Genomic DNA, 23,087 nt, shown 5'->3' with positions numbered 1-23,087 from the left:
TCGGGAAAGGATGAGATGCCGAAAGGCAATGGAGACCATGGCAATTCGCGGCTTGAATCCTGGCAATAGCTTTCAGGTCGGGAAAGGATGAGATGCCGAAAGGCAATGGAGACTTGTGAGACCCCTACCGCCTTACACGCGGCCATCCCACGGTCGGGAAAGGATGAGATGCCGAAAGGCAATGGAGACATTAACAGCCCGGAGTCGCCCATGAGCGCCAATACCTGGAGTCGGGAAAGGATGAGATGCCGAAAGGCAATGGAGACCTAATGCCTGCCGCCAGTGCAAGTACTCCAAGGCGGCGTGTCGGGAAAGGATGAGATGCCGAAAGGCAATGGAGACTCCCGCCATTTTTCGGCGATAAAGGCGGGATCGGTGGCTTGTCGGGAAAGGATGAGATGCCGAAAGGCAATGGAGACCACCTGCGGGCTTGCTTCGCATACTTGCGGGCGGCCCACAGTCGGGAAAGGATGAGATGCCGAAAGGCAATGGAGACCTCCATGTATCGGCGCAGGGCACGAATGGGTGTTAGCTGTGTCGGGAAAGGATGAGATGCCGAAAGGCAATGGAGACCGCAAGAGTATAGAGCTTTGGACTTAACGGTGTGATGAACTAGTCGGGAAAGGATGAGATGCCGAAAGGCAATGGAGACGGATATCCATAGGCGAGGCAATGACCGGAAAGGCCGGTGTCGGGAAAGGATGAGATGCCGAAAGGCAATGGAGACAGAATCCGGGATAACGGGTGTGGGTTTATCGGTATGTCCGTCGGGAAAGGATGAGATGCCGAAAGGCAATGGAGACGGAATCCCTTGTTCCCACCCTTCCGGAAGCCGGGGAATTTGTCGGGAAAGGATGAGATGCCGAAAGGCAATGGAGACAATACATGGAGCAACGCGTCCAGGGGACGCAGACGGAGTCGGGAAAGGATGAGATGCCGAAAGGCAATGGAGACGGTACCCTCCGCGTATCGTGGCGGGACAGAAATGGGTGGTCGGGAAAGGATGAGATGCCGAAAGGCAATGGAGACCCCCGCTGGTGGAGCACGTCCTCCGCCCACCGAGGCACGGTCGGGAAAGGATGAGATGCCGAAAGGCAATGGAGACCTGCTCGGTATGCTCCATACGCTCCCTAATCATAGCGATCCGTCGGGAAAGGATGAGATGCCGAAAGGCAATGGAGACGGATTCTCTCAACCGCTGCCCCCAGGTAGGCAGCGGCCCAGGGTCGGGAAAGGATGAGATGCCGAAAGGCAATGGAGACTCGTGGTGGCACCGGCGTATCCGTCTAAACTAATCGGGTCGGGAAAGGATGAGATGCCGAAAGGCAATGGAGACATGCGGGCGTTCCATTCGCCCGCATGCCGTCAAGACCCACAGGTCGGGAAAGGATGAGATGCCGAAAGGCAATGGAGACTTCATGTTTCCTCCTATCGGATTCCCATGGCAGAGGTACAAAGTCGGGAAAGGATGAGATGCCGAAAGGCAATGGAGACCGCCGTTTTCGCCGAATACTTTTGGCACCTCAATCGAGTTGGTCGGGAAAGGATGAGATGCCGAAAGGCAATGGAGACGCCAATATTGTTATTGTGGTTTCCATGTTCTTATCCCTGTCGGGAAAGGATGAGATGCCGAAAGGCAATGGAGACGGGCTGCCCGTCGGCCAGGTAGGCCTGCGCTTCCTCCGCCTGTCGGCCCGTGTTTGGTGAAAAGCGGCCTTTTTGACGACGGCTCCAGGGTTGGGGAAGGAAATTTTGCAAAAATGTAGTGCCACACTGTGAACAACTTGGCCGCATGAAAGTGGCCTTTTGTGCTTGCGATTCACGGTGACGACCGGTAATGCTATTTCCTGTTTCTGCGCACCCTGCGGTTGCGTCGGAAGGACGGGAGCGAGGCGGAGTATGTCCGCTTGGTGGAAAGCTACCGGGAAAAGGGAAAGGTCAAGCAGCGGATTGTCGCGACTCTTGGCCGCAAGGATCTCTTGGCACCCCACTTGGATCGGCTCGCGGAGTTGCTCGGGCGGAGCGCGCCGGCTTCTCGGAGAGCGCTTGAGCCTCAGGAATCCACAGTTTGGGGTCCAACGCTTGTCGCCAGACATCTCTGGAAGGAGCTGGGTCTGGAAGAGCTCTTGGAGGAGAAGAGGGGGAAAGGCAAAGGACTGTCCCTTGCGGAACGGGCGTTCGTCCTTGTGGTCAACCGGCTCTTGTCCCCGGGGAGCGAACACGCCTTGGCCCAGTGGCTGGAGACCGACTACGTTCCCGACGGGAGAGGAGAGCGGATCCGGCCGGTCTGGAAGCAGAATGGCCGAGTTCGGGTCGACCACCGCTTCCTTTGGCCGTGGTACCGGACCCTTGACGAGCTCATAGGGCGGAAGGAGCGGATCGAGGAAGGGCTCTTTGCCCGGCTGCGGGATCTCTTTTCTCTTAAGCCCGAGATGGTCTTCTATGATTTGACTTCCTCCTATTTCGAAGGGGAAGGCCCCGAGGGTTTGGCTCAATACGGCTACAGCCGGGATCAGCGGGAGGGAAACCGGCAGATCCTCTTGGGGGTCGTCATGGCCAATGGCTGGCCGATTGCCCACCATGTCTTCCGGGGCAATCGGCACGATTCGGAAACAGTTCTGCCGATCGTCGCCGATTTGGAGAAACGCTTCGGGTTGCGTCGGATCGTCTTCGTCGGGGACCGGGGGATGGTGAGCACGGCCAACTTGGGCTTCCTGTGGAGCCAGGGGCATGGGTTTTTTGGTCGGCTTACGCCGACGAAGGAGCCCGGAGGTCTTGGAGTATGTCCGCAAGGCCCAGAGCGGTTCCTGGCAGCCCTGCTCTCCGGAGGAAAAGGATCGGGTCTGCGAAGTCGAGGAGCGCTTCCCGGGCAGCGGATCTTCGTGGTCGAAAGCGCCGAGCGGCTGGCCTACGAGCAGGCCATGCGGGAGAGGGATGTCACGAAGACCCGGGAAGAGTTGGGCAAACTCGCCAAGCGTATCGAAAAAGGAGAGCTTCGGAATCGGGAAGAGATCGGCAGCTCCGTCGCCCGAATCCTCTCTCTCCATCGCGGCCACCGCTACTTCCGCTGGAGTCTGCGGGCAGGCAAGCTCCAAGTGTCCGAAGAGCCGGTGGAGACCGAAAAGCTTCTGGAGGGGAAGTACGTGATCCTCACCGAGGAAAAGGATCTCTCCCCGCTCGAGGCGGTCCGGGCCTACAAGGAGCTCTCCGAGGTGGAAAGAGCCTTCCGGAAGCTCAAGGACGTCCTGGAGCTTCGTCCGATCTACCACCACAATCCCAAACGGGTGCGGGCGCACGTCTTCGTCGCCGCCTTGGCCTTCCTGCTCGACCGGCTCCTGGAGAAGAAACTCAAGGCGGCCAATCTACCCTTCTCCAGCGAGCAAGCTTGGGTTGCCCTCCGAACCATCCATCTGGTGGATTTCTCCTTCGGAAGCGAAAAACGTCGCGGGGTCACCGCCGGGAATCATCAGGCCCGGCAAATCCTCTCCGCCTTACGCATCTCTGCCCGGGAGCCGTAGCCGACCGCAAAGGGCAAAAATAGCCCCTGTAGTGCCAATTGGAAATGACGGGTACTGTCTCGCAACGACTTACAAGACCTTCCCCCAAACATGGGTCGGGAAAGGATGAGATGCCGAAAGGCAATGGAGACCTGTCCATTCGTCACCCGCGCACAGAAGAAATCGGCCGCCGCCTCCCCGTGAGTAGGGGCGGATAGCGACCGGCGCAGAGGTACCCCCGCCTGCGGCCCATGTTTGGTGAAAAGCGGCCTTTTTGACGACGGCTCCAGGGTTGGGGAAGGAAATTTTGCAAAAATGTAGTGCCACACTGTGAACAACTTGGCCGCATGAAAGTGGCCTTTTGTGCTTGCGATTCACGGTGACGACCGGTAATGCTATTTCATGTTTCTGCGCACCCTGCGGTTGCGTCGGAAGGACGGGAGCGAGGCGGAGTATGTCCGCTTGGTGGAAAGCTACCGGGAAAAGGGAAAGGTCAAGCAGCGGATTGTCGCGACTCTTGGCCGCAAGGATCTCTTGGCACCCCACTTGGATCGGCTCGCGGAGTTGCTCGGGCGGAGCGCGCCGGCTTCTCGAAGAGCGCTTGAGCCTCAGGAATCCACAGTTTGGGGTCCAACGCTTGTCGCCAGACATCTCTGGAAGGAGCTGGGTATGGAAGAGCTCTTGGAGGAGAAGAGGGGGAAAGGCAAAGGACTGTCCCTTGCGGAACGGGCGTTCGTCCTTGTGGTCAACCGGCTCTTGTCCCGGGGAGCGAACACGCCTTGGCCCAGTGGCTGGAGACCGACTACGTTCCCGACGGGAGAGGAGAGCGGATCCGGCCGGTCTGGAAGCAGAATGGCCGAGTTCGGGTCGACCACCGCTTCCTTTGGCCGTGGTACCGGACCCTTGACGAGCTCATAGGGCGGAAGGAGCGGACCCTAGGAAGGGCTCTTTGCCCGGCTGCGGGATCTCTTTTCTCTTAAGCCCGAGATGGTCTTCTATGATTTGACTTCCTCCTATTTCGAAGGGGAAGGCCCCGAGGGTTTGGCTCAATACGGCTACAGCCGGGATCAGCGGGAGGGAAACCGGCAGATCCTCTTGGGGGTCGTCATGGCCAATGGCTGGCCGATTGCCCACCATGTCTTCCGGGGCAATCGGCACGATTCGGAAACAGTTCTGCCGATCGTCGCCGATTTGGAGAAACGCTTCGGGTTGCGTCGGATCGTCTTCGTCGGGGACCGGGGGATGGTGAGCACGGCCAACTTGGGCTTCCTGTGGAGCCAGGGGCATGGGTTTTTGGTCGGCTTACGCCGACGAAGGAGCCCGGAGGTCTTGGAGTATGTCCGCAAGGCCCAGAGCGGTTCCTGGCAGCCCTGCTCTCCGGAGGAAAAGGATCGGGTCTGCGAAGTCGAGGGAGCGCTTCCCGGGCAGCGGATCTTCGTGGTCGAAAGCGCCGAGCGGCTGGCCTACGAGCAGGCCATGCGGGAGAGGGATGTCACGAAGACCCGGGAAGAGTTGGGCAAACTCGCCAAGCGTATCGAAAAAGGAGAGCTTCGGAATCGGGAAGAGATCGGCAGCTCCGTCGCCCGAATCCTCTCTCTCCATCGCGGCCACCGCTACTTCCGCTGGAGTCTGCGGGCAGGCAAGCTCCAAGTGTCCGAAGAGCCGGTGGAGACCGAAAAGCTTCTGGAGGGGAAGTACGTGATCCTCACCGAGGAAAAGGATCTCCCCGCTTGAGGCGGTCCGGGCCTACAAGGAGCTCTCCGAGGTGGAAAGAGCCTTCCGGAAGCTCAAGGACGTCCTGGAGCTTCGTCCGATCTACCACCACAATCCCAAACGGGTGCGGGCGCACGTCTTCGTCGCCGCCTTGGCCTTCCTGCTCGACCGGCTCCTGGAGAAGAAGCTCAAGGCGGCCAATCTACCCTTCTCCAGCGAGCAAGCTTGGGCTGCCCTCCGAACCATCCATCTGGTGGATTTCTCCTTCGGAAGCGAAAAACGTCGCGGGGTCACCGCCGGGAATCATCAGGCCCGGCAAATCCTCTCCGCCTTACGCATCTCTGCCCGGGAGCCGTAGCCGACCGCAAAGGGCAAAAATAGCCCCTGTAGTGCCAATTGGAAATGACGGGTACTGTCTCGCAACGACTTACAAGACCTTCCCCCAAACATGGGGCGGGGCGCGCACCCATTTCGCGGCTGGAGCGGAAGCCGTGCAGGGAGGCGATCGGGCCTACGCAACAGGAAGGAATTGGGAGACCAGTGCCTCGGGAAGATCGGAAGCCGGTGCTCCCCGCATCAAGCCTCCGACGCGAACGCGAAGAGGGTTTGCAGAAAGGAGCAAGCTCCCCGGTTCCACCACCGACTCCACCTCGGCAACGACCTGCAACCCGCAAGCCTGGCCGACCCCGCGCCACTCCGCCGTCGCTTCGGCATCCCGGGAGACAATCACCATGTCGGTGCAGCAGCTCAGGATGTCCCGATTGAACCGGTCGATTATCCCTCCGCAATCCACAAAGAGGAGCGCCTTGGTGCGCGACAGCTCCTGAATGTGGCTCACCATCGTGGCGACGAAGCCCGCATCCCAGCGGTTCTTGTAGCGCAAGGTCCGGGCTGATTCGGGCGCTTCGAAAAACCAGTCCCCTTCTCCATCCGGGCATGCCCGGAGAATAAAAAGACGGCTGTGGAACGCCTCGGGACTCATCCGCCTCCGCAGGGCCTCCCGCAACCAGTAGAGAAATACCGACTTGCCGCTGTGCCGCGGTCCGACGATCGCGACCGCACGGTGGCGGCAGCGTTCCGGCTCGTTCCTCGTCCGCGGCTCTTCCTCCGCCGGCGCCACGGCCCGGACGTACGGTTCGATCACTTCGCGCGGCAGGATCGAAGCCACCGGAGGGGCCGAAGGATGGTGGGCCTGGACGACGATCCCACCGCAACGCGGATCGTAGACGGCGACCCACCGCGAGGCATGCCCTAGGTGCGATAGATAGGCGTAGAGCCAGATCGGGGCTTTTCCGTAGAGGACCAGCCCTTTTTGCCGGTCGACTTCCGCAGGGAGGTTGACTTCGGCTAACTCTCCGGGGTCGAGGATCCCGTTTCCGGTGATCCGGATCAAAAGGATTTGAAACGCCTCCGGCGGCGTCAGCAGCGACAAGGAGAGATTTTTCATAGGAGAGATGGATAGGCGGGCGAGGCGCTCCGCGGCCAGCCGACGCCGAAACCCGGTCGATCAGGGCCGCGCAAACCTCCTTTGCAGATCGGACAGTTCCCCGGGGGTCGCGGAGCGGCCCGGATCGAGTAGCGCGCGAAGGCCGTCGACCAGCTCGGAAGCGAGCACGACATCGATCCCTTTCTGCCTGGCGTACTGCTCCACTTCTTCTGCCATCGGGACCCTCCGGACGCACACGGTCCGGCCGAGCAATCCTCCGGAATCCTGAACCGACAAAAGATCGAGCTTCAGCGCCTTGACCTGCTGAATGGTGAGCTCGCTCCGAATCCGTTCCAGGAGCGACGCGATGTCCGGACAGGGAAGAACATTCTTTCTCCGCAGACGGGCCTCCAACTCCTCTGCCAGCTGTTCGGGGGGCTTCCTATCCTTGCAGTCCACCTGCCAAAGCCGTCCGCCGTGGTTGAAGAGCAGGTCGATCTCCTCATGAGGCCGAGAGGTGGAGATCCCGGTGCCGCTTTTCACCTTGAGCCGGAGGCTCCGCCGCACGCAGCGGACCCCGAGCCGGAGCAGCACCACGGCTGCGTTGTACTCGAGCCGATTCCCCTCCTTCTCCTGCCGATCGCCTTCGCTTCGCTCCGCAATCGACAGCAGGCCCCGCAAATCCTCTCCCCTGGCGCAGCGGGCGGAAAGCTCCTCCAGGGGGATCCGCGCTCCTTGCGTATTGAGCCGGAGGAGCTCTCCGTTGCGCTCGACTTCGGAGGCATCGATTTGGCAGCGGAGCAGATCCAGAGGATCCAGCGCATCGGCAATCCCGACATCGACCCCCGCCGAGTCGGTCTCCACCTCCTCGCCCCGTCCGAAAAACCAGGTCAGCCGATTCCCCCGCTCCCAGTAGAAGCAAGGGATCGCCCTTCGGATCGCCCACCGGAAGGCGGCCATCGCCATGAGCTTGTTGCCGCCGGTGAAGTGGAGAAGGCTTCTCGCGGGATCCGCCTCCAGCGAATCGAGCCGCCGCAGGATGCCTTCGAAGTCATCGTAGGGGATTTCCTCCATCGTTGTTCCGCCTTTGGGCAGGAGGTCGTTCTTGTCGAAGAACCTCTTCAACCTCTGGGCGGGACCTTTCGACTCGAGCCGGTCTGCGCTATGGAGCAGGACGAGGCGCGCGGGGCGGAGGTGCAGGACGCCGAGCACCTGGGGCCAAATCTGGCGGCTGGCAAGGGTGAAGAGTACCGGATCGGAAGGCAAGGGGCGCATCGGGATCCGAATTAGTGAGGATACATGCGTTTGAGGATCGAGGTTCCGTTTTTGACGTTTTTGAGCCGGCTCTCTTCGCCGACGACCCGGAGGTGCGGCGCCTCGAAGAGCAGGAGGGAATAATATTCCTTTGCAACTTTCTTTTCGGCGAGCTTCAGCGGCCGAAAGTAGACGGCGCTGGCCTGCCGCGGCTCTTTTTTCTGCTTGTGCCCTGCCTGCCCCAGCGGGCTGGGTTCCCTGGCGGGGAACTCCCTGCGGAGCTTCTTGAGCTCCTCTTCCGCCAGCTCGACGATGCCCAGCCAGGAATTCCGCTTCTCCCCCCAGAAGTAGCGGACCTCGAAGCCGGCAGGCTTGAGGATTTTTTCTACAGCGCTCTCATAATCCTTCTGTTCCCCGGCCAGCCCCTGCACGCGGAAAGCCCCGGCGCAACGGCTGGCCCGGTAGCCGATCGCCCCGAAACGGCAGAAAGCTTCCCATGTCTGCTCCCATCGCTTCTGGAGATCCCCGTTTAGGGAGCGGCGGAAAAGGATTTCCACCATAGCTCGGCTCCCCGGGTGCAGCGCTCCGAGGGCTGTCCATCGGTCTGGGGAACTGCTTCGAAGAAAATACCAGACATAACCCGCCTTGGGCCGTCCAAGGAGCCGCGTCCACTCGGAATCCCCACCCTCCGGAGGCTTCACGACGCGAACCGCAAGGGAAGAAGCACCCGGTGAGGTTCGGCCTCCTCCGACGCTTCCAAAGACCTTCTCCTCGTCTTCTCTGGACCCTCCCAGAGCGCGGAACCACCAGCGCAGCCGGCCCCGGATGGAGGGGGCTCGCAGCTCCGCACGGGCCGGATCGGCTCCGCCGCAAAAGCAGGGAGTCAGAAACTCAAACTCGTAAAGCTCGGCCGTCACGGCAGCTTCCTCCCGAATTTTTGAGCGAGATTCTTTAAGGCCTTCAACACATCGCTCTTCGCCTTGGCCTGTTCTTCTTTGTAGATCTTGGTGTCGACGACCGTCAGAAAGTGAAAAAGGGAAAGCTGATACCTCTCGTCCCGATCGGCCTCGCTCCAATGTTTCTCTTCTTCCTTAAACTTTTTGATCCGCCCGCGCAGCCTGTCCTCCTTCTCCTCCGAAAAGCACTGGAGCCAGGCCGGATCGGGTTCCAGCCCGGCACGCGCTTTCGCACGCTCCTGCTCTCTCCGATCCTCCTCGAGCTTCGCTCGATACTGCTCCTGCAACTCCTCGGAACAATCAAACCAGCCGTAGCCCGCCGCCGTCTTGGCCCCGATGCCCTCCTTTTCCAGGCCCATGCGGAGCCACTTCTTCGCTTTCCCCTGCAGCTCTTTGGAGCCTCGGGGAGCCGGCGGCAGAGCAAAGAGGAAGACCGATCCGGGAGCTACCGCGGGAAATAGAACGGGGTTGGGATCTTCGTCGTCGAATGCCGCGTCCCGCTTTCCTTGATAGTAGTCCCGGTGATGCGACGTGACGACCTCGAGTGCGAGCCTCGGCTCTGCAGGATCATGGGGGTGGGCCGGCAGGAAACGGACCCTCCCGGCGAAATTGGGGAGGGATCGCCAGCAGGGCTTCCCGGGATCCGGCTCGATACCCAGCTTCTCGCAGAGCCGCTGTGCCGCGATCTGCCGGATTACGGGCGATTCCGGCCCACACCCGTAGCAGAAATCCGAATTCTCCTTTTCCCAATCGTCCCCGGTCCACCCGAAAACCAGGGCGATCAATTCCAAAACGGCCGCTTTTTCCGCGGGTGCGGCCTGTAGATCCCGGAGCTCCCGGATCGCCGCCCTGCGCGCGCACCCTTTGACCGCGCTCCCAGGAATGTAGGGCAGGCCAAAGCGGTCGAGGCAGAGGCCGGCGTTTTCCATAACCCCCCCGGCCATATTGACCATAAGCCGGGACCGGAGCCGGCCGAAGAGCAGATCGTCGGGCCCGCAAGCCGAAAGGACAAAGTCCAGCCAGGCCATCCGCCTCTCTTCGGCCATACACGGCTTCGACTTCTCGATCACCCGCTTCCAGTGCTCTTTTCGCTTGTCCCCCTCCCATCGGGGATCGGCAAAGCGCTCCAGGAGAAGCGACCGGGAGCCGCATTCGGTCTTGGAGGATGAGAGGACCTCCCGGGTGTCTTGCGGCAGTGTGCGCCAGATTTCCTCCATCGCCTCATTCCTCCGGGCTCGCGAAGCGCTTGAGGTAGACCAGGTAGGCGAGCGCCTCCTCGGTCGCCAGCCGCAAGCGGAGCGAATCCGCATTCGAGAGTTCCTGGAGCATATCCTCGGTGTTGGGCGCCCTCCGGTCGGAGTCGGGCTTCCTGATCAGACCCCGTGCGGCCAAGTGGTCGGCGATCGCATCCATCGCCACCGTAAGCCCCCCCTTTCTGTCTCGGCTGCGGGCGAAGGCCGCAGTGGCGAGCAACCCGTTTCCGATGATCAGCGCGGGAAGCCGGTTGACATCCTGCCGCTTGAGCTTCTTCCCCTTCTCGAGCGCATGGCGCGCCCGCTGCTGCTCTAGGTTTTCCATGGGGTTTCCTCCCGATCTACTGCTTCCAATCCATCTTGATCTTGACCGTGCAGAAGCCCAATCCGGTTCCCGCATCGGCTCCGAACTGAAAGACCCCCTTCTCCTTCTCCACCATCCCGCCAAAGGCCTCTGCCGCCTCCTTCGCCGTTTTCTGGCGCGCGCCGTCCCGCCCTCGGCCGCGGCTCGCCCGCACCAGGGCATAGAACATCGTCTCCGACGGGACGTTCTCCTGGTTGAAGAGCCCCTGCTCCTCCGCCGCCCCCGTCTCATCGCTGATCCGCACATGCTGGGCCACCTCGCAGGCGGAGCGGACGAAGAAGCTCAAGGAGGCGTCGGAAAGGATCACGATCCGCCGGGAGACCGTCTCCCAAATCGGATCCCCGGGCAGAAGGGCGGCGAGATTCTCCCCCAGGCCGGAAGGGGGATCGCCGGCCCAGCGGAAGGTGTACTCCTCCAGAATCGCCTTCTCTCCCCAATCCAGCAGGTCTTTCTTGTAGAGAGCCTCGGCATCCCCAGGCATTCGCGGGATCTCCCCGAGGGAGGCGACGTCGCGGGCATAGCGCTGGAGGATCAGCGGGGAGCTGATCCAGGCGAAGCAGCACTTGGCCGACCGGATCGGAAAGGCGAGAAGCTTCGCCTCGGAAAATTGGAGGGCTCCCGCCGATCCGCTGTCGGGGTCCTCCGATCCGAAGAGCCAGCAGCCCTCCTTGCTGCGGCTGAGCTTCGGCCCGTTCTCTTCCGCGCTCTCCTGGTTCCAGCCGTCGGCGAAGACCCCTTTGAGGGTGCTCCCCGGGATGACCGGAAAGCCGGTGTGGCGCTCCCGCTGGATCGGCAGGTCGATCGCGCCCACCGAGGCCCCCGCTCCCACGTGCAGGGGCGTCCGCGTAAAGATGTAGAGCGGGAAGCAGAGGCTGCTCTCGCCCGCCGTCCCGCTCACTCCGTTCTGCTCCGTCTGGCTTGCTTGGCTCATCGCATCGTATCCTCTGTTGGTGTTAGCGTACCGGCTCCGCGCCGCCGGGACCCCCTCCCGGACGTCCCCCGACGTCGTGCGGCATCCCGGGGTGCCGGCCGGGCTGCCAGATGCCGCACACCCCGAGGCCCAAGCCCTTTTCCCCCTGGAAATCCGATCGCCAGCGGCCGTGCAGGGCCCTGAGGAGCTTCTGCGCCTCCGGCTCGCTCTCGGCCTCGAAGTAGTAGACCGAGCCTGCGGGAACCGCCAGCAGGGTGGGCTTCGAGCCGCCCGAGCCGTTGCGCCCGGCTCCTTCCCCTCCCGCGCCGGACAAGACCGACCAGCCGGTCAGCGGCTCGGGCTTCTCCAAGCAGGCGGCCCGGAGCCAGGCCCTGATCGAAGCCGCATCCACCGCCTCCGGGCAGCGGGCCTCCTCGCGGCGCCGGCGGCGCCGCTCCCGGTGCTCTTCCTTCTCGATCACCCGCAGCCGGACCTGCCCGTCGGGGTCGATCCAGCCCGGCCGCCAGCCGTGGAAAAAGACAGCCGGGGTCAAGAGCACCCACTTCACCCACACCCCCGGCAGCATGGGGCGGGGAGGCGGAGGGGGAGGAAGCGGCGGTCATCCGGACGAAGCGCCCCTCTCCCCAGCCGGATCGTCTCCCCCTAGGAGGCTGCCGACCCCCAGCCCGGCTTCCTGCGGATCGGGCGCCTTGTGGGTCGGCCGGTCTCCGGCGGCAAACCGGAGCCGGACCCCTTCGCGCAGCCGCAGATGCTCGGCAAGGTAGAGCTGGCCCTCCTTGGCCGCCTGGGTCAACGCCTCGATGGCGACCCCGATCCTCGGCTCGGCATCCCAAATCTCGACGTGCTCCGGCCGCCGGAGCTTCTCGGCCCCGGCCAGATATTTTTCCAAGAAGGCCCGTTCCACCCAGCGGACCGGCTGCTCCTCCTTACCGGGCCTCCCGCCGACACCCACGGCGTAGGTGAGCGGGCTCGGCAGGTTGCTGAGCGGGCTCGGCAGGTTGCTTTGGCGCCAAATTACCGGGACCGGGAAGGGCCGCAGGGGCTCGAGGAAGCCCGCGTCGAGGTCGGCCACTAGGTCCGCCGGCCGGGGGAAGTAGACCTTTTCCCCGAGGACCGGAAACGGGCCTTGGATGCGCAGCCACTGGAAGGCCGCCGTCCCGATCCTCCCGCGCGGCACCCCGCCCCGCCGGGCCCCCGGCAGGGAGCGTCCCGCCGGGAGCGTCCCCGCGCGCTCCAGCAGTGCGGTCCGCAGGGCCCCGAAGAGGGTCGGAGGGGAAGGCCAGCGGGCCCCGCGGCCGTAGAAGCCGCCGGCCGCCAGGGGACGTCCGTCCCGGACGAAGAGCGTGTCGATCGGGATCAGCTCGAAGCTCTCCATTTTTCCTCCTTAGCCCTCTCTCTCCTCCAGGAAGGCTGCCGTCAGAAACGGCCCCAGGAAGTCGTCCGGACGGTGCTTGTCCTGGATCTCCCCGAGAAACTGGCAGGCCAGCTTAAGGAACTCCTCCCGCTCCTCCGCGCTCCACCCGGGCGCCGACTGGCGGATCGCCACATACTTGAGGTCCTCGCGGCAAAGTCGGGCGGTCGCCGCATCCAGAATATCCCCCGCCGGCGCATAGCGCCGCAAGAGGCCGGCGAGCACGTAGGGGAAGCGGCCCGAGAGCTTCTTGTCCTTGTCCCTCACCCTCACCAGCTGCACGTAGCGGTGGTAGAGCGGGATCGCCGAGGAATCCCACTTTGCTCCCCACTCGAGGATCTCGCCCGACCGCTTGAGGAGCTGAACCGCAAAGGCCGACTTGCCGTAGCCCGACGGGCCCTGGGCCTTGGCCTTCCGGAGGGCCGCGCGGGCCCCTTCGACCAGGCTTTGCAGCGGGCTGTGGATGTGGCCGATCGCGATCCCGGCAGAGAGGTCGGCACGTTTTCCGGGAACCAGGATGTGGTAGCCGCGGGGAATCGCATGCCGTTTCCCCTTCCACCCCTCCCACTCCCCGTTGAGCGCGACAAAGCCCCAAGACTTGCCCCCTTCGGGGGCGGGGAGAACCCCTTCGAACCTCCCGGCGAGGTTGGGGTCGCCCCGAAAGCCCATCCGCAGGAGCTCCGCGCACCGGAGGGCCTCGCGCGCAGGCAGCATCGCCAGAAGGTCGTCTCCTCCGGCGTAGATCAGCTGGCCCGCGCAGAAGCTGACGATCCCGCGGGCCAGATAGAGGGAGAAGCCGGCCAGTGCTGTGCTCAGCTCGAGATGGAAGCTCGGGGTAAGCAATCTTTTGCTGTGGAGAAGCCGGCAAAGGACCTCGGGATCCTCGCCTTCCGGATGGCGCTGACCGAAGTAGGCGCGGGCTTCCGCCGAAAGCTGCTCCGAAAGCTCGGGCCCGTTCCCGCCGCTCAGCCACCGGCCCATCTCATCGCCGTCGAGCGCGAGGACCGCCGCGTAGCGGCACGGGGCTCCGCCCGCGGCCTTCACCAGCCTTTTCAGGTATCGGCAAGAGCTTTGGAGGGACGCCGACGGTCGGCCCGCCTCCGAATTCTCCCGGATCTCCCGCCGCAGCTCCGGCTCCTGAAAGACCCAGCCCGGGACGCTCCGGAGCCACTTCGAGTCGTCGCCCACTGCGCGGCAGGAGCCGGGCAGCTCGACCTCCCGGGCCTCCGCCGCCCGCTCGAGCGCCGCCCGAAAGTCCTTGAGGCCCGCGTCGAGCTCCTCCGCCCCCTTTCCCGGGGAGTCGAGCTCCCGGCCCCGATCGCGCACCCAGTCGGCGGCCGCCACCTCGGGCACCGACTCGTAGCGGAGCGTGCGCAGAAGCTCCTCCTCGGCCACAGCCAACTTCCCGGGAAGATAGGCCCGGTGCCAGACCCGCTTGATGAGGTTCATGGCGCCGAGGCGCTCCCCCTTTCGAAAGAGGCGCCCGGGCAGCTTCGACAGCCCTTCGACCCACTCTTCGTCCCCGATCGACTCCTCCTTGCCGGAGAGGACATCGCGGGTCGCTCCCCGGCGGAATTGGAGGTCCTTGGGGTTTCCCCAGAAAGCGAAGTCACGGGTCCTCCGGCGGGCGGCCAGGAGGAAGTCGACCATCGCATAGTGGGCCGACCAGCCGAATCCCTGGTTATCCAGGATCGGCAAGCCTTCCGCGTCGCAAACAATCTCTCCTCCCGAGGGGCTCCGGCGGCGATAGTTCCGCGGATCCCGATGCGCCGAAGGAATCCCCCTGCGCGCGGCGTCCAAGGCCGCGCGCAGGGCGGCGGCTCCCTCGCCGGCCGCGGGAAGGGCCTCGTAGGCCGCAATGGCCATCTCCAGCGGCTCGGTCCAGGGCCAGACCTGCCAGTGGAGGGAGAGAAACTGCGCGACCTGCTCCTGCCACCGCGCTTCGGCCTCGGGCTTCAGGCCATGCTTTTGCCGGAACCATTCGAGGCAGGCTCGGGAAATCTCGGTCAGGCAATCTTGGATCGCCTCGACCGCCGCCTGGGCCAGGGGGGGGACCAAGCAGGCCGGAACGACCGCCAGAAAGCGGTTGGGGAGGTTGGGGACCAGGATTTCGTCCAGGTCGATCGCCAGCTCTTTCCAGAGCCCCGCGCCCACCGGGTCGTAGAGCTCTTCTTTGTGGAGTCGGTCGAAAAGCGGCTGGCCGCGGAGGGCCGGATAGAGGACCGCATCGGGCCCGATGCGGTCGGTGACCGCTTTGATCCCGTGGGCCACCAGAAAGGAGAGGAGGTAGCTCCCGCTCCACAAGTCCCGCGTGGAGCGCGCCTGGGCGATAAACTCCTGGACCGGGCCGACCTGCACCAAGAGGAAAGCCGGCGCAAAGGAGGGGATCTCGGCGCCGGGGTCCTCGGCGGTGACTTCCACGCAGCCCTGCAGGCTGCTGGTGACCGCGCAGTGGGTCCAGACGGTGTGGTCGGGAATCCGGGTGTCCGCGGGAAGGAAGGCCAGGCGGGGATCCCGGCGGGCCGCAAGCAGCGGCCAGAGGCGCCAGTGGAGGAAGAAGTTGGCCCAGTCCCTACCGACCCGGTCCGGGAAACCGGGAAAGGAGCGGTCAGGCCGCTCGGCAGGAAGGACATCGCCGCCTTTGTGCCTACCGACCCGGTCCGGGAAACCGGGAAAGGAGCGGTCCGCAACGCGCGAAAGGTCGTAGTGGGCCGGCTGGCATTCCGCGATCTTCGCTTCGGCCGCATCGGGGGAGATCGGGTTCTCGAAGACCATCTCCCCCCCGCCCAGCGGGTGGCGGAAGGGGGAGTCGAGATCTCCCCGGAACTGGCTGCGGAGGAGAGCGGGCTTGGGAAAGAGGACCCGGTCGGCGGCGGCCGCTACATGGTCACAGATCCGGTCGAAGAACCAGCGGTCCCGTTCCGGATCGAAGCCCGCGCTGTTGAGCAGCGATCGGGCGATCTCCTCATGCTCGCGGAGGTTGAAGGGCTTGCTCGGCGGGTCGTGGAGGGAGGCCAGGAGCTTCCGCTGCCAGAAGTTCATGGCCCGCATTCTTAGTTAGTTTTGCCACCATTGCCAAGCAAGAGACGTCGGCGGACGTCGCGTTCCCCCTCGACGAGACGCCACGAACGGCCACGGGCCTCGGCTCCGTGGCCTTCCGACGAAGGATTCGCCAAAGACGTGCGGGTCGACCCGCCGCGATCCTTACCCGTGATGCGGCGCCGGACGATCCTTCTTCACCGAGCAGGTGTTGATCCCCAAGAGGGACCAGACCGGACAGTAGCCGGCCAAGCCGGTGAGCAGCGGAAGCAGGCCCACTAGCCCCCACCACTTGGCGGGACCGGAGAGCACGGCCGGCAGCCCGACAAGGAGTACCAGGCCTGCGCATACGCGCACAATACGCTCTATCTTCCCTTCGTTGATCGGCATGTCATATCCTCCCAATGCGGCAATCTACACCGCATCGCGGCCATGGCCAAACCCCCGGCCTCCCGATCGAGGCGTTGTTGTCGGGGCGAGCGGAAGGAAGGCCGGCCGCACAAGACGTTTTCCCTTGTCGGGAATGATCCGGAGGAGTAATCACAAACATCCTGTCCCGCAAACCGCGGACGGAGCCGGTGAAACGTTTCTGAGCCTCGTATTAAGGAGCCTGGTTTCTTATGCCTTTCGATCTTCCGGGAATCCTCCGTTCCCGCATGGGGGAAAACTACTCCCTCCACCAGAAATACCTCAACCGCACGCTGGTTCGGGTGCAGCAGATCATCGGGTTCGACAAGGTCTACGTCCGGGCGAAGGGCGCCTATCTCTACGACCGGGAAGACAACGAATACCTTGATTTTCTGGGGGGCTTCGGCGTCTTCGCCATCGGCCGCAACCATCCGGTGCCCCAGAAGGCCATCCGGGACGTTCTTGCGATGGACCTGCCGAACATGGTCCAGATGGATTCCGCGCTGCTGAGCGGACTTTTGGCCGAAGCGCTGGTCAAGCGGTTCGCCGCCCAAGGGGCTTCCCATCTCGACTCGGTCTTCCTTTGCAACAGCGGCACCGAGGCGGTCGAGGGCGCGATCAAGTTCGCCCGGGCGGGCACGGGCAGGCCGCGGATCCTCTCGCTGGAGAACTCCTTTCACGGGCTCTCGATGGGCTCGCTCTCCTTGACCGGGAACCCGTTCTTTCACGACGGCTTTGCGCCTTTCCTCCCGGGCTGCTCGACCGTCCGGCTCGGCGACTTGGCCGCGCTCGAGCGCGAGCTGCAGAAAGGGGACGTGGCCGCGCTGGTCATCGAGCCGGTGCAAGGGAAAGGAGTGCAGTTTCCCCGGGACGACTTCTTCGTGCAGGCGCAAGCGCTCTGCCGCCGGCACGGGACGCTTCTGGTTTGCGACGAGGTGCAGACAGGGCTCGGAAGAACCGGAAAATGGTTCGCCTTCGAGCATTGGGGCCTGGAGCCGGACATCGTCACGCTGGCCAAAGCGCTCTCCGCGGGATATGTGCCGTGCGGGGCCATCCTTACCCGGCGGTCGATCTACCAGAAGGTCTTCAACCGGCTCGACCGGTGCGTCGTCCACTCGTCGACCTTCGGGCGCAACAACCTGGCTTGCGCCTGCGGGCTGGCCGCCCTTTCCGTGCTGGAAGAGGAAAAGCTCGTGGAGAACGCGGCCCGGATGGGAGAACGGCTCGAAGAGGGGCTGCTCGAGCTGCAGAAGCAGCATGAGATCATCAAGGAGGTCCGGGTCAAGGGGCTCATGGTGGCCGTGGAATTCGGCGAGCCGCGATCCTTGCGGCTTAAGATGGCTTGGAAAACCGTCCATGCGCTCGACCCCGGGCTCTTTCCGCAGCTTGTGGTCTCGCAGCTCATGGCCAAGCACCGCATCCTCACGCAGGTCGCCGCCAACAACGCGGACGTGATCAAGGCCCTCCCGCCCTTGATCGTCGGCCCCAAGGAGGTCGACTACTTCCTGAGCTCCCTCGACTCGGTGCTAGCGGACCTGCGCAAATTCCCGGGTCCGCTGTGGGACTTGGGGACCAACTTCGTCAAGGCGATGCGCAACGGCGCGGAACAGCCGCTCTCCGTTTGAACGCTCCGCCTCGGGCCCGAAATCCCGGAACGGGAGGCCGGCTAAAGGCCGAGCCGCGCCTCTTCTTCGGGACGCAGATCGAGCTCGCGCGCGGGGTTTCGGCCCGACGCCCGCCGATACCAGAAATAGAGAAGCTGCTGCGCGTAGCCCGCCCACGGGCCGAAATGCGCGGAGGCGAATTCGGCGATCTCGCGGGCCGGAACCCGCCTCCGGCCGCCGAAGTAGAGCTTCCGGAGAAGCCTCTCCATCCAGACGTCGATCGGAAACGACTCGTGCCTGCCGAGGCCGAAGAGGAGAACGCAGTCGGCGATCTTCCGCCCCACGCCGGGAAGCTCGCAGAGACGGGCGCGGGCTTCGGAGGTCGGCCGGGTCCGGAGGCGAGCGAAGAAGCCCGGGTCTTTGGCGAGAAGCCGGGCGGTCGCCTGGAGCGGTCCGGCGCGGAAGCCCAGGCGGCAGGCCAGAAGCTTTTCCCGCGGGGCGGAAGCGAGCGCTTCGGGCGACGGGAAGGTCCGAAGCGGGCTACCGGCTATAGGGCTCCCCCACTCCGCCCGGAGCGCCCAGGCGATCCGGCGGATCTCCGGGATCGGCTTGACCGGCGAGCAGAGAAAGCTCGCCAGCGTTTCCCAGGGATCCTGGGCGAAGATGCGGATCCCCTCGCCCGCGTCCCGGGCGGCGGCCATCGCCGGGTCGGCGGGAAGGCTGCGGACGACCGCGCCCCAGTCGAGGGAGAGCGAGAGATAGTCGAGGAGGGCCCGCCGGCTGCCGCGGAGGCCTGCGATCGCGTAGCCCCCGCCTACGGGAGTGATGCGATAGGCGGCGGAGCCGACCACCCCGATCCACGAGCCGTCGCGCAACCGGCCCCAGGAAAACGTCTGCCCGCAGGACAGGGAGCGCTCGCAATCGATCTCGGAGCGGGAGATCGTCCCGAGGTCCCTCCAGCCGGGAGCCGCCGATGTTTTCTCGATTGGGCGCAAGCCGGTTTTTAGGCTTATTGTTATCGATCCGAACGTAAGGGGAAATGATGGAGTTTCGCGATTATTACAAGATCCTGGGCGTGCCGCGGAGCGCTTCGGCCGACGAAATCCGTTCCGCGTTTCGCAAGCTGGCCCGTCAATACCACCCGGATGTGGCCAAGGATAAGAAGCAAGCCGAGGCCAAATTCCGGGAGATCAACGAAGCCTACGAGGTTCTGGGCGACCCCGAGAAGAGGAAACGCTACGACCAGCTCGGCACCGCATGGCAGGAGGGTCAGGAATTCCGACCGCCGCCGCAATGGAGGACCGATCGCTGGGCCGAAACCCCCGAAGAGTTCGCGTTCCACGTCGGAGGGACGGGCTTCAGCGACTTCTTCGAAGCCTTCTTTTCGGACGGAGGCGGCCTGGGCTCTCTCTTCGGACGCCGCCGCACCTCGGGCATGGGCGCCCCGCGCACGGGCGCCGACGTCGAAGCCGATTTGGCCATCACGCTCGAGGAGGCGTTGCAAGGCACAACCAAGGAGATCACTGTCCGGCGGCAGGAGCCGGGCCTGCCGGGCTACCGGACGCAGACCTACCAGGTATCGATTCCGGCCGGAGTCCGCGAGGGACAGCGGATTCGGCTGGCCGGCCAGGGGCAACCGGGTCCTCCCGGCGGGCGCCCGGGCGACCTTTTCCTCCGGATCCGGTACGCCCGCCATCCCTATTTCCGCGTCGAGGGGAGCGACCTTTTCTACGATCTCGAGCTACCTCCCTGGTCGGCCGCCCTCGGCACGCAGGTCGAAATTCCGACGCTGACGGGCAAGGTTCGGCTGCGGATCCCCCCTGGATCGAGCTCGGGGCAAAAGTTCCGATTGGCCGGGCTCGGCATGCCGCGAGAGCAGGGTGGCCGGGGAGATCTCTACGTGACGCTGACGATCCGCATGCCGAAAGCGTCCACGGCCGAAGAGAAGGAACTTTGGGAAAGGCTGGCTCGGGCCTCTCGCCCGGAGGCGAACAAGGGCCGCTAAAAACCGCGCAATAGGGAGAATGGGCCATGGTGTCGTCCGAAAGGGATCCCGCACGGTCGTTCGAACTCGTTCTCTACACCAGCTCCCGCCCGACATATTCCGCCTTCTCGATGGCGGAGCTGGCCAAGGTGCATCCGGAGATGGTTCTCTGCTACTGGAGGCTCGGTCTGCTTCGCGCGCTGGAGGAAGAAGCGGAGGGCCCCCGGTTCGATGATGACGCGCTCTACCTGCTCAAGCGGCTCGAGCAGCTCCGAAGGGATTACGGCCTCTCCCTGAGAGCTCTCCGGCTTCTCTCCCGGGCCTTGCGCCCGCCGGAAGCATGAAGGACCGGCCGACTCCCGAAGGCGGGACTCCGCTTGCCCTGCTGCTCCGCGAGCTCCTGGCGCGCGAGGGCCCCATGCCGTTTGACCGCTTCATGGAAATCGCCCTCTATCACCCGCAGCACGGCTATTATGCGCAGGCCCCTTCCCGGCGGATCGGGAAAGGCGGAGACTACTACACCGGTCCAAGCTCCGGGCCCGCCTTCGGCCGGCTCTTTGCCCAGACGGTCGCGGAGGTTTGGTCCTTGCTGGGAAGGCCGGAAGCGATGGAGATCTGGGAGCAGGGGGCGGGCTCGGGTTGGCTCGCCTGCGATCTCTTCGATTGGCTGCGGCACCAAAACCCGGAGCTGGCCCGCCGGATCCGCTATACGATCGTCGAGCCGCAGGTTCGTTCGCGCCAAGAGCAGCAGGAGCGCGTGCGCCGGGCCGGATTCGCGGATCGGTTCCGCTGGCTCCAATCCTGGGGGGAAACCGAAAGAATCACCGGCATCTTCTTTTCCAATGAGCTAGTCGACAGCTTCCCCGTCCGCCGGCTCGTGCGCCGGGGGGCCGGCTGGACGGAAAGCTATGTATGCCTGGATGCGGAGGGGCGCTTCCGCCTTGTGGAGCGGCCCTTGAGCGACGGAAACCGGCCGGCCGACCCGCTCGCGCGGCCGATGCTCGATCTTCCGGAAGGCTGGGTCTTCGAGTGGAGCCCCGCTGTCGGACCTTGGCTGCGGCGAGTGGCCGACCTGCTCGACCGCGGCATGGTCTTCACCTTCGACTATGGCTTGACTCCCGAGGAGCGCTTTTCTCCCGAGAGGGCCGGCGGCACGCTGCGCGCTTACCGGCGCCACCGACGCGAGGAAGCACTCCTCGCCCGTCCCGGCGAGCAGGATCTCACCGCCCACGTCGACTTCGGAATGCTGGCGCAGTGCGGCTGCGAAGTCGGATTGCGCAATTGGGCGCTGATCGATCAGCACCATTTCTTCGTCGGGATTCTTTCCGCCCTGGCCGAACAATCCGGAGGCGGGATGCCCGAAGGGTTGAGCGCCGGAGGATTTCAGACCCTCGCCCATCCGGAGTTTCTCGGAAGGACCCATCGCGTGCTCGTCCAGAGCAAGGGAATCGAGGACGCTTCCGCTCTCTCCTGCCTGCGCTTTGCCGGGATCGGGTCGGCCGCGCTTGGTTCTTGTGCTCCGGCCCGATCGGCGGCTACCAATAGGGCGTGCGCATCAACCCTTCGGAACGAGTCGCCGGCCTGCTGACCCCCGTCTCCGCTCTGCGGCGACCGGGGGATCTCGGCATCGGGGACACTCGGGCGGTGCGGGATGCGATCGACTTTTGCGCGGAGCTCGGCATCCGCTGGCTCCAGCTCCTTCCCATCAACGAGACGAGCGGCGATAACAGCCCCTACAACGCGATCAGCTCGATCGCCCTCGAGCCGTCCCTCCTCACCTTGGAGCCCGAAGAGGTGCCCGGCTTGGAACGCGAAGATATCCCGAAGGAGTGGTCGGAAGAGGGATCGAGCCAGGAGCTCATCGACTATCCGCGAGTCAAGGAGCGGAAGCGGATGCTCCTGGAACAAGCCTATGCGCGCTTCTCCGATCGGCGGTCCCCCGCTTGGAAGGAGTTTCAGGTCTTTTGCCGGCGACACGCCCCTTGGCTCAAGGGGTATTCTCTCTTCCGGGCCCTGTTGGAGCAGCAGGGAGGAGATCCGCGCTGGGATCGGTGGCCGGCGGAACTCGTCCACTATCGGAGCAGCCTCGCCTGGCTGCGCAAGACACGGCCGCGCCAGCTTTTACGGAGACGCGCCTTTTATTCCTTCGTCCAGTGGGTCGGCCACCGGCAATGGAAGGCGGTCCGGTCCTACGCGGACAGCCGCGGGGTGCGGCTGATGGGAGACATCCCCTTCGGGATCAGCCGCTACGGCTCGGACGTCTGGACCAACCCGCCGCTCTTCGACACGAGCTGGTGCGGAGGGGCGCCTCCGGAAAAGTTCTTTCAGTCCGATCCGTTCATCCAAAAGTGGGGCCAGAACTGGGGAATTCCTCTCTACGTCTGGGAGAGGCACGAAGCGGAGAACTTCGCTTGGTGGAGGCATCGGATTGCGCGGACGCTGGAGATCTTTCACGGCTTCCGCATCGACCATGTGCTCGGATTTTTCCGGATCTACGCCTTTCCGTGGAAACCGGAGGAAAACGCGGACTTTCTCCCGCTCACCCCGGAAGAGGCCCGGACGCGGACCGGCGGGCGGTTGCCGCATTTCATCCCGGCATCCGACGAGAACCCCGAGGATGCCGCCCGCAACGAGGCGCGCGGGGTCTGGCTGCTGAGCCGGCTCCTCAGCGAGACCGGGGATGCCGCGGTGGTGGCGGAGGACCTCGGGTTCGTTCCTCCGTACGTGCGCCCGGCCTTGAGCAAGCTTGGCCTTCCCGGCTTCAAGATTCCCATGTTCGAACGGGCCGCCGACCAGTCCTACTTGCCCGCTTCCTCCTATCCCCACCTGAGCGTCGCGACCTACGCGACCCACGACCACCCGCCGATCGCCTGCCTTTATCGAGACCTGCTCGAGCGCTGGCAGGGCCCGGACGGCCATGACGCCTGGCTCGAGCTGCAACGGCTCATGCGCTTCCTCTCTTGGAATCCGGAAACCCCTCCGCGGGAGTTTTCCCGGGATCTCCACCTGCGCATGCTCCAGGTCCTGCTGGAGGCGCCGAGCTGGATGGCATCGATCTTGGTCAGCGATCTCCTCGGCATCGAAACCCGCTTCAACCAGCCCGGCGCCGATCGCAACTGGATCGCCCGCCTTCCGCTCTCCCTGGCGGATTGTCGGAGCCGATCTCCGTTCGCCGAGCTGCTCTCCTCGATCCGCTCCCTGTTGGCTGCCAGCGGGCGCCTGCCCGGCCGGTCGAGCGGCTAAGCCT

18 protein-coding genes, 1 pseudogene and 1 CRISPR repeat array (1 of these 20 cut by a window edge) are annotated in these 23,087 nt (G+C 64.4%); of the genes and pseudogenes, 9 read left to right on the top strand and 10 right to left on the bottom strand.

What is annotated here, in order from left to right:
* Positions 1-1,647: direct repeats of the CRISPR family, unit length 37 nt; unit sequence GTCGGGAAAGGATGAGATGCCGAAAGGCAATGGAGAC; it reaches 465 nt to the left of the window's first position.
* Between the two features lie 263 nt (positions 1,648-1,910).
* The 4 genes from MTHMO_RS03425 to MTHMO_RS03415 all read left to right on the top strand — a co-directional run bounded on the left by MTHMO_RS03425 (position 1,911) and on the right by MTHMO_RS03415 (position 5,568).
* Positions 1,911-3,518: an IS1634 family transposase gene (locus tag MTHMO_RS03425; protein WP_237394913.1), complete on the top strand. Its 1,608-nt coding sequence runs from the start codon at positions 1,911-1,913 to the stop codon at positions 3,516-3,518.
* A gap of 381 nt (positions 3,519-3,899) precedes the next feature.
* Complete coding sequence (locus MTHMO_RS10840) at positions 3,900-4,415, top strand: hypothetical protein (RefSeq protein WP_237394740.1); 516 nt, start codon at positions 3,900-3,902, stop codon at positions 4,413-4,415.
* A 69-nt stretch (positions 4,416-4,484) separates the two neighbouring features.
* Complete coding sequence (locus tag MTHMO_RS10835) at positions 4,485-5,231, top strand: IS1634 family transposase (protein WP_237394739.1); 747 nt, start codon at positions 4,485-4,487, stop codon at positions 5,229-5,231.
* A gap of 31 nt (positions 5,232-5,262) precedes the next feature.
* Positions 5,263-5,568, top strand: coding sequence for a hypothetical protein (locus tag MTHMO_RS03415; RefSeq protein ID WP_202214929.1), 306 nt, complete (start codon positions 5,263-5,265; stop codon positions 5,566-5,568).
* Positions 5,569-5,721: 153 nt separating this feature from the next.
* On the opposite strand, the gene crn3 is transcribed toward MTHMO_RS03415, so the two are convergent.
* The 9 genes and pseudogenes from crn3 to MTHMO_RS03365 form a co-directional block, all read right to left on the bottom strand.
* A complete protein-coding gene (gene crn3 / locus MTHMO_RS03410; protein ID WP_202213538.1) occupies positions 5,722-6,657 on the bottom strand; it encodes a CRISPR-associated ring nuclease Crn3/Csx3 in 936 nt (311 codons plus the stop codon).
* A 60-nt stretch (positions 6,658-6,717) separates the two neighbouring features.
* On the bottom strand, positions 6,718-7,911 hold the full coding sequence (locus MTHMO_RS03405) for a hypothetical protein (protein WP_202213537.1): 1,194 nt from the start codon (positions 7,909-7,911) through the stop codon (positions 6,718-6,720).
* Between the two features lie 11 nt (positions 7,912-7,922).
* Positions 7,923-8,807: a type III-B CRISPR module RAMP protein Cmr1 gene (cmr1, locus tag MTHMO_RS03400; protein ID WP_237394738.1), complete on the bottom strand. Its 885-nt coding sequence runs from the start codon at positions 8,805-8,807 to the stop codon at positions 7,923-7,925.
* A complete protein-coding gene (gene cmr6, locus MTHMO_RS03395; protein WP_202213536.1) occupies positions 8,804-10,063 on the bottom strand; it encodes a type III-B CRISPR module RAMP protein Cmr6 in 1,260 nt (419 codons plus the stop codon). The genes cmr1 and cmr6 overlap by 4 nt, the downstream gene beginning before the upstream one ends.
* 4 nt (positions 10,064-10,067) lie before the next feature.
* A complete protein-coding gene (cmr5, locus tag MTHMO_RS03390) occupies positions 10,068-10,424 on the bottom strand; it encodes a type III-B CRISPR module-associated protein Cmr5 (RefSeq protein ID WP_202213535.1) in 357 nt (118 codons plus the stop codon).
* Between the two features lie 16 nt (positions 10,425-10,440).
* Positions 10,441-11,394, bottom strand: a complete 954-nt coding sequence (gene cmr4 / locus MTHMO_RS03385; protein ID WP_202213534.1) for a type III-B CRISPR module RAMP protein Cmr4 — start codon at positions 11,392-11,394, stop codon at positions 10,441-10,443.
* 22 nt (positions 11,395-11,416) lie between these two features.
* Positions 11,417-12,769 (bottom strand): annotated as a pseudogene (locus MTHMO_RS10830) (type III-B CRISPR module-associated Cmr3 family protein).
* A gap of 9 nt (positions 12,770-12,778) precedes the next feature.
* Complete coding sequence (gene cas10, locus MTHMO_RS03370) at positions 12,779-15,847, bottom strand: type III-B CRISPR-associated protein Cas10/Cmr2 (protein ID WP_202213531.1); 3,069 nt, start codon at positions 15,845-15,847, stop codon at positions 12,779-12,781.
* Positions 15,848-16,009: 162 nt separating this feature from the next.
* Entirely contained in the window at positions 16,010-16,234 is a 225-nt protein-coding gene (locus MTHMO_RS03365) for a DUF2892 domain-containing protein (protein ID WP_202213530.1), read from the bottom strand.
* Between the two features lie 230 nt (positions 16,235-16,464).
* Between MTHMO_RS03365 and MTHMO_RS03360 the strand changes: the two genes are divergently transcribed.
* Positions 16,465-17,877 (top strand): aspartate aminotransferase family protein, encoded by a 1,413-nt coding sequence (locus MTHMO_RS03360; protein WP_202213529.1) that lies wholly within the window; start codon positions 16,465-16,467, stop codon positions 17,875-17,877.
* 41 nt (positions 17,878-17,918) lie between these two features.
* Here MTHMO_RS03360 and MTHMO_RS03355 read toward each other — a convergent pair whose 3' ends face one another.
* Entirely contained in the window at positions 17,919-18,851 is a 933-nt protein-coding gene (locus MTHMO_RS03355) for a DNA-3-methyladenine glycosylase (RefSeq protein WP_202213528.1), read from the bottom strand.
* Positions 18,852-18,898: 47 nt separating this feature from the next.
* Between MTHMO_RS03355 and MTHMO_RS03350 the strand changes: the two genes are divergently transcribed.
* From MTHMO_RS03350 to MTHMO_RS03335, 4 genes are read left to right on the top strand one after another with little or no spacing between them, the layout of a single operon-like run.
* Entirely contained in the window at positions 18,899-19,861 is a 963-nt protein-coding gene (locus tag MTHMO_RS03350; protein WP_202213527.1) for a DnaJ C-terminal domain-containing protein, read from the top strand.
* A 26-nt stretch (positions 19,862-19,887) separates the two neighbouring features.
* Positions 19,888-20,184 carry a hypothetical protein gene (locus MTHMO_RS03345; RefSeq protein ID WP_202213526.1) on the top strand — a complete coding sequence of 99 codons (297 nt, stop codon included), beginning with the start codon at positions 19,888-19,890 and terminating at the stop codon, positions 20,182-20,184.
* A complete protein-coding gene (locus tag MTHMO_RS03340; RefSeq protein WP_202213525.1) occupies positions 20,181-21,428 on the top strand; it encodes a class I SAM-dependent methyltransferase in 1,248 nt (415 codons plus the stop codon). The genes MTHMO_RS03345 and MTHMO_RS03340 overlap by 4 nt, the downstream gene beginning before the upstream one ends.
* Positions 21,389-23,083: a 4-alpha-glucanotransferase gene (locus MTHMO_RS03335; protein WP_202213524.1), complete on the top strand. Its 1,695-nt coding sequence runs from the start codon at positions 21,389-21,391 to the stop codon at positions 23,081-23,083. Before MTHMO_RS03340 ends, MTHMO_RS03335 begins: the two co-directional genes overlap by 40 nt.
* Positions 23,084-23,087: the final 4 nt, after the last annotated feature.

Origin of the sequence: Methylacidimicrobium sp. AP8 (assembly GCF_903064525.1) — a bacterium.
Taxonomy (GTDB): Bacteria; Verrucomicrobiota; Verrucomicrobiia; order Methylacidiphilales; family Methylacidiphilaceae; genus Methylacidimicrobium.
Note: the sequence above shows the minus strand (reverse complement) of the source record. Positions and strands in the feature narration are given on the sequence as shown.

What these genes read in the sequence shown, in the direction of transcription:
- MTHMO_RS10840 (WP_237394740.1), top strand. Translation starts at nt 3,900, where the DNA reads ATGTTTCTGCGCACCCTGCGGTTGCGTCGGAAGGACGGGAGCGAGGCG.
- MTHMO_RS10835 (WP_237394739.1), top strand. Translation starts at nt 4,485, where the DNA reads ATGGTCTTCTATGATTTGACTTCCTCCTATTTCGAAGGGGAAGGCCCC.
- crn3 (WP_202213538.1), bottom strand. Translation starts at nt 6,657, where the DNA reads ATGAAAAATCTCTCCTTGTCGCTGCTGACGCCGCCGGAGGCGTTTCAA.
- MTHMO_RS03405 (WP_202213537.1), bottom strand. Translation starts at nt 7,911, where the DNA reads ATGCGCCCCTTGCCTTCCGATCCGGTACTCTTCACCCTTGCCAGCCGC.
- cmr6 (WP_202213536.1), bottom strand. Translation starts at nt 10,063, where the DNA reads ATGGAGGAAATCTGGCGCACACTGCCGCAAGACACCCGGGAGGTCCTC.
- cmr5 (WP_202213535.1), bottom strand. Translation starts at nt 10,424, where the DNA reads ATGGAAAACCTAGAGCAGCAGCGGGCGCGCCATGCGCTCGAGAAGGGG.
- cmr4 (WP_202213534.1), bottom strand. Translation starts at nt 11,394, where the DNA reads ATGAGCCAAGCAAGCCAGACGGAGCAGAACGGAGTGAGCGGGACGGCG.
- cas10 (WP_202213531.1), bottom strand. Translation starts at nt 15,847, where the DNA reads ATGAACTTCTGGCAGCGGAAGCTCCTGGCCTCCCTCCACGACCCGCCG.
- MTHMO_RS03365 (WP_202213530.1), bottom strand. Translation starts at nt 16,234, where the DNA reads ATGCCGATCAACGAAGGGAAGATAGAGCGTATTGTGCGCGTATGCGCA.
- MTHMO_RS03360 (WP_202213529.1), top strand. Translation starts at nt 16,465, where the DNA reads ATGCCTTTCGATCTTCCGGGAATCCTCCGTTCCCGCATGGGGGAAAAC.
- MTHMO_RS03350 (WP_202213527.1), top strand. Translation starts at nt 18,899, where the DNA reads ATGGAGTTTCGCGATTATTACAAGATCCTGGGCGTGCCGCGGAGCGCT.
- MTHMO_RS03345 (WP_202213526.1), top strand. Translation starts at nt 19,888, where the DNA reads ATGGTGTCGTCCGAAAGGGATCCCGCACGGTCGTTCGAACTCGTTCTC.
- MTHMO_RS03340 (WP_202213525.1), top strand. Translation starts at nt 20,181, where the DNA reads ATGAAGGACCGGCCGACTCCCGAAGGCGGGACTCCGCTTGCCCTGCTG.